The following is a 5,338-nucleotide window of genomic DNA, read 5'->3' as shown; positions in this document are numbered from 1 at the left end:
AAAAAACGGGCTTTGAAAAAAGCGAGTTCTTTGGAGGGCGGAAGGAGGGAGAGAAAAAAAAGTCAAGATAAAATTTGGCGGTTATCTGAAACTCACTTACCTTTGCAACCCGGTTGAAAATCAAGTAATTGTGAGTAAAGGGTACCGGGAGATAGTTCTTGAAAAAAGTGATCAATATTAATTTACAGATATTGTTTATAGGTTTCTGGTAAAAAGGAGCCTGAAGATCTTTGAAAGTTTGGAAGCAACAGCACAATAATTAATTTATTATTTATTGGTAAGAGAATCTGAGCGACAAAAAATTAACGCATCGAACGTTATTCTTTTTTAGAGTAACCAAGATCAAAACTCATTTACAATGGAGAGTTTGATCCTGGCTCAGGATGAACGCTAGCGGCAGGCTTAATACATGCAAGTCGAGGGGCAGCACAGGATAGCAATATTTGGGTGGCGACCGGCAAACGGGTGCGGAACACGTACGCAACCTTCCTTTAAGTGTGGGATAGCCCAGGGAAACTTGGATTAATACCACGTAAGATAGTAGAGTGGCATCACTTAGCTATTATAGCTCCGGCGCTTAAAGATGGGCGTGCGGCTGATTAGGTAGTTGGCAGGGTAACGGCCTACCAAGCCTTCGATCAGTAACTGGTGTGAGAGCACGACCAGTCACACGGGCACTGAGACACGGGCCCGACTCCTACGGGAGGCAGCAGTAAGGAATATTGGTCAATGGACGCAAGTCTGAACCAGCCATGCCGCGTGAAGGATGACGGCCCTCTGGGTTGTAAACTTCTTTTATCTGGGAAGAAACCTGCGATATCTATTGCAGTTGACGGTACCAGGTGAATAAGCACCGGCTAACTCCGTGCCAGCAGCCGCGGTAATACGGAGGGTGCAAGCGTTATCCGGATTCACTGGGTTTAAAGGGTGCGTAGGCGGGTATGTAAGTCAGTGGTGAAATCCCCGAGCTTAACTTGGGAACTGCCGTTGATACTATATATCTTGAATATCGTGTAGGTAAGCGGAATATGTCATGTAGCGGTGAAATGCATAGATATGACATGGAACACCAATTGCGAAGGCAGCTTACTTTACGATGATTGACGCTGAGGCACGAAAGCGTGGGTAGCGAACAGGATTAGATACCCTGGTAGTCCACGCCCTAAACGATGGATACTCGACCTTAGCGATACACCGTTAGAGTCTGAGCGAAAGCATTAAGTATCCCACCTGGGAAGTACGACCGCAAGGTTGAAACTCAAAGGAATTGGCGGGGGTCCGCACAAGCGGTGGAGCATGTGGTTTAATTCGATGATACGCGAGGAACCTTACCTGGGCTAGAATGCTGGTAGACCGTCGGTGAAAGCCGATTTTGTAGCAATACACTGCCAGTAAGGTGCTGCATGGCTGTCGTCAGCTCGTGCCGTGAGGTGTTGGGTTAAGTCCCGCAACGAGCGCAACCCCCATCATTAGTTGCCATCAGGTTAAGCTGGGAACTCTAATGAAACTGCCGTCGCAAGACGTGAGGAAGGAGGGGATGATGTCAAGTCATCATGGCCTTTATGCCCAGGGCTACACACGTGCTACAATGGGGAGGACAAAGAGCAGCCACTTGGCAACAAGGCGCAAATCTCAAAAACCTCTTCTCAGTTCAGATTGGAGTCTGCAACTCGACTCCATGAAGCTGGAATCGCTAGTAATCGTATATCAGCAATGATACGGTGAATACGTTCCCGGACCTTGCACACACCGCCCGTCAAGCCATGGAAGCTGGGTGTACCTAAAGTCGGTAACCGCAAGGAGCTGCCTAGGGTAAAACTAGTGACTGGGGCTAAGTCGTAACAAGGTAGCCGTACCGGAAGGTGCGGCTGGAATACCTCCTTTTTAGAGCGCTGTGAGGATTGTCTTTTTAGTTGTTGCTTCACTTTACTTTCATATTGATCAAGCGATATTGAGTAGAAAAAAATATTATAAGAAAGTTCTTTTAATAGTAACCCGAATAAGACGGGCTACCTAGATCCGTAGCTCAGCCTGGTTAGAGCACTACACTGATAATGTAGGGGTCACCAGTTCAAATCTGGTCGGGTCTACGCAATGTATTTGCTGGGGGATTAGCTCAGCTGGCTAGAGCACCTGCCTTGCACGCAGGGGGTCAACGGTTCGAATCCGTTATCCTCCACCATTTTTTGAAGCGGAGGGACGAGAGTAGGACAGTAAGTCATAGTAGTAGTAGTAGTAGTTCTTTTCAAACGAAGTAAGATAATGCCTGAGAGGCTGAGTAGTAAGTTCGAAACTTAATTATCTGCAGTACACCTGAATTTTTTGGAAGGAGGGTGACAAGTTGCAACAATACTTGTGAAGTTCTTTGACATATTGGGAGAATCGTAAGATTCTAAATAAAATTTTTAGTTGTAAATGACGAGTAACGGTTTGTAACTCTTTTAAAGCACTTAAGGGCGCATGGTGGATGCCTAGGTTCTGAGAGACGATGAAGGACGTGGTAAGCTGCGATAAGCTCGGGGGAGCTGCACACAAGCATTAAATCCCGAGATTTCCGAATGGGACAACCTGGTACCTTGAAGAGGTATCACTCCGAAAGGAGAGTCAACCCGGGGAACTGAAACATCTAAGTACCCGGAGGAAAAGAAAATAATAATGATTCCCTAAGTAGTGGCGAGCGAACAGGGAAGAGCCTAAACCGAAGCGGCGTGCTGCTTCGGGGTTGTAGGACCACTTTTAGAAATCAACATCAAGCAGAAGCCTCTGGAAAGTGGCACCATAGGGGGTGAAAGTCCCGTAAGCGGAAATTGTTGAGGACGTGTGGTATCCTGAGTAGGGCGGGACCGGAGGAATCCTGTCTGAATCTGCCGGCACCATCCGGTAAGGCTAAATACTCCTCAGAAACCGATAGTGAACCAGTACCGTAAGGGAAAGGTGAAAAGTACCCTGAATAAGGGAGTGAAATAGTACCTGAAACCGTGCGCTTACAAGCGGTCGGAGCAACAATAGGTTGTGACGGCGTGCCTTTTGCATAATGAGCCTACGAGTTACTCCTCACTAGCGAGGTTAAGTTCTTCAGTAACGGAGCCGTAGCGAAAGCGAGTCCGAACAGGGCGTTTAGTTAGTGGGGGTAGACGCGAAACTTTGTGATCTATCCATGGGCAGGATGAAGGTGTGGTAACACACACTGGAGGTCCGAACCCGTTAGCGTTGAAAAGCTTTGGGATGACCTGTGGATAGGGGTGAAAGGCCAATCAAACTGAGAGATAGCTCGTTCTCCCCGAAATGTTTTTAGGAACAGCGTCGTATAACAGAAGTTTATTAGAGGTAGAGCTACTGATTGGGCTAGGGGGCTTCACCGCCTACCAAACCCTGACAAACTCCGAATGCTAATAAATATCTACGGCAGTGAGGCTGCGGGTGCTAAGATCCGTGGCCGAGAGGGAAATAACCCAGATTAGCAGCTAAGGTCCCTAAGCGTATGTTAAGTTGATCAAACGAGGTGGGATTTCTATAACAGCCAGGATGTTGGCTTGGAAGCAGCCATTCATTTAAAGAGTGCGTAACAGCTCACTGGTCGAGAGATCCTGCGCGGAAAATAATCGGGCATCAAACATACCACCGAAGCTCTAAGATGCACGCTCGGCGTGTATTCGGTAGGGGAGCATTCTGATCAGCGTCGAAGGTGTACCGCGAGGTATGCTGGAGCGTTCAGAAACGAAAATGTAGGCATAAGTAGCGATAAAAGTAGTGAAAAACTACTTCACCGTAAGACTAAGGGTTCCTGATCAACGTTAATCGGATCAGGGTTAGTCGGGTCCTTAGGCAAACCCGAAAGGGGTAGTCGATGGAAAATGAGTTAATATTCTTATACCTGCTTTAAATTCGATGGAGTGACGAGGTTGTGAAAGACCCGCGGGGCAACGGAAGTTCCCGTTAAAGCGTGTAGATATATCCCGGATAGTTAAATGCGTTTGGGATGTCGAACGTGATAGTACAGCAATGCTTCTGGCAAAGCTGATAGTGGTCCTAATCATACCTCCGAGAAAAACTTCTAAGGTTCGTTTAAAGCAGCCCGTACCGCAAACCGACACAGGTAGTCGAGGCGAATAGCCTAAGGTGCTCGGGTGAGCCGTGGAGAAGGAACTAGGCAAATTAACGCTGTAACTTCGGGATAAAGCGTACCATAGCGATATGGTCTCAGTAAAATGGTTCAACCAACTGTTTAGCAAAAACATAGGGCCCTGCAAAATCGAAAGATGACGTATAGAGCCTGATACCTGCCCGGTGCTGGAAGGTTAAGGAAGGATGTTCGGAGCAATCCAAAGCTTCTGACTGAAGCCCCAGTAAACGGCGGCCGTAACTATAACGGTCCTAAGGTAGCGAAATTCCTTGTCGGGTAAGTTCCGACCTGCACGAATGGTCTAATGAGTTGAACACTGTCTCCTCCACGAGCCCGGCGAAATTGTAGTATCGGTGAAGATGCCGGTTACCCGTCACGGGACGGAAAGACCCCGTGAACCTTCACTACAACTTTACATTGATTTTGAGCAACCGATGTGTAGCATAGTTGGGACGCTATGAAGCAGGTACGCCAGTATTTGTGGAGCGGTCGTTGAAATACCAACCTTCGTTTGCTTAGAGTCTAATCCCTGACGGGAGACATTGTATGGTGGGTAGTTTGACTGGGGTGGTCGCCTCCTAAAAAGTAACGGAGGCTTGCAAAGGTTCCCTCAGTACGGTTGGTAATCGTACGCAGAGCGCATTAGTATAAGGGAGCTTGACTGTGAGACAGACGCGTCGAGCAGGGGCGAAAGCCGGCTAAAGTGATCCGGTGGTTCTGCATGGAAGGGCCATCGCTCAAAGGATAAAAGGTACTCCGGGGATAACAGGCTGATCTTTCCCAAGAGCTCATATCGACGGAAAGGTTTGGCACCTCGATGTCGGTTCGTCACATCCTGGGGCTGGAGAAGGTCCCAAGGGTTCGGCTGTTCGCCGATTAAAGTGGCACGTGAACTGGGTTCAGAACGTCGCAAGACAGTTCGGTCCCTATCTGTGATGGGCGTTAGAATATTGAGTGGACATGACCTTAGTACGAGAGGACCGGGTTGTACGGACCGCTGGTGTATCTGTTGTGCCGCCAGGTGCAGTGCAGAGTAGCTACGTCCGGGCAGGATAAACGCTGAAAGCATCTAAGCGTGAAACCTACCACAAGATGAGTATTCTTTTAAGGGTCGTCAGAGACTATGACGTTGATAGGCTATAGATGTAAAGTTGGTAACAACAAAGTCGAGTAGTACTAATTACCCGTACGCTTTAATTTTTTTAATTATTTTTT

The 5,338-nt window shown here is 47.8% G+C and carries 2 tRNA genes and 2 rRNA genes; all 4 read left to right on the top strand.

Features of this window, described 5'->3' with window-relative positions:
- The first annotated feature begins 355 nt into the window (after positions 1–355).
- The 4 genes from D9O48_RS18635 (at position 356) to D9O48_RS18620 (ending at position 5,323) form a co-directional block, all read left to right on the top strand.
- Positions 356–1,884: ribosomal RNA gene (locus D9O48_RS18635) — 16S ribosomal RNA — on the top strand.
- Positions 1,885–2,015: 131 nt separating this feature from the next.
- Positions 2,016–2,090: transfer RNA gene (locus D9O48_RS18630), tRNA-Ile, on the top strand.
- Between the two features lie 15 nt (positions 2,091–2,105).
- A tRNA-Ala gene (locus D9O48_RS18625) sits at positions 2,106–2,182 on the top strand.
- Between the two features lie 258 nt (positions 2,183–2,440).
- Positions 2,441–5,323: ribosomal RNA gene (locus tag D9O48_RS18620) — 23S ribosomal RNA — on the top strand.
- The 16S and 23S rRNA genes sit together here with 2 tRNA genes alongside, the layout of an rRNA operon.
- The last annotated feature ends 15 nt before the right edge of the window (positions 5,324–5,338 follow it).

Source organism: Gynurincola endophyticus (genome assembly GCF_003991195.1).
GTDB lineage: Bacteria > Bacteroidota > Bacteroidia > Chitinophagales > Chitinophagaceae > Gynurincola > Gynurincola endophyticus.
This window is presented reverse-complemented; position numbering and strand designations above follow the sequence as displayed.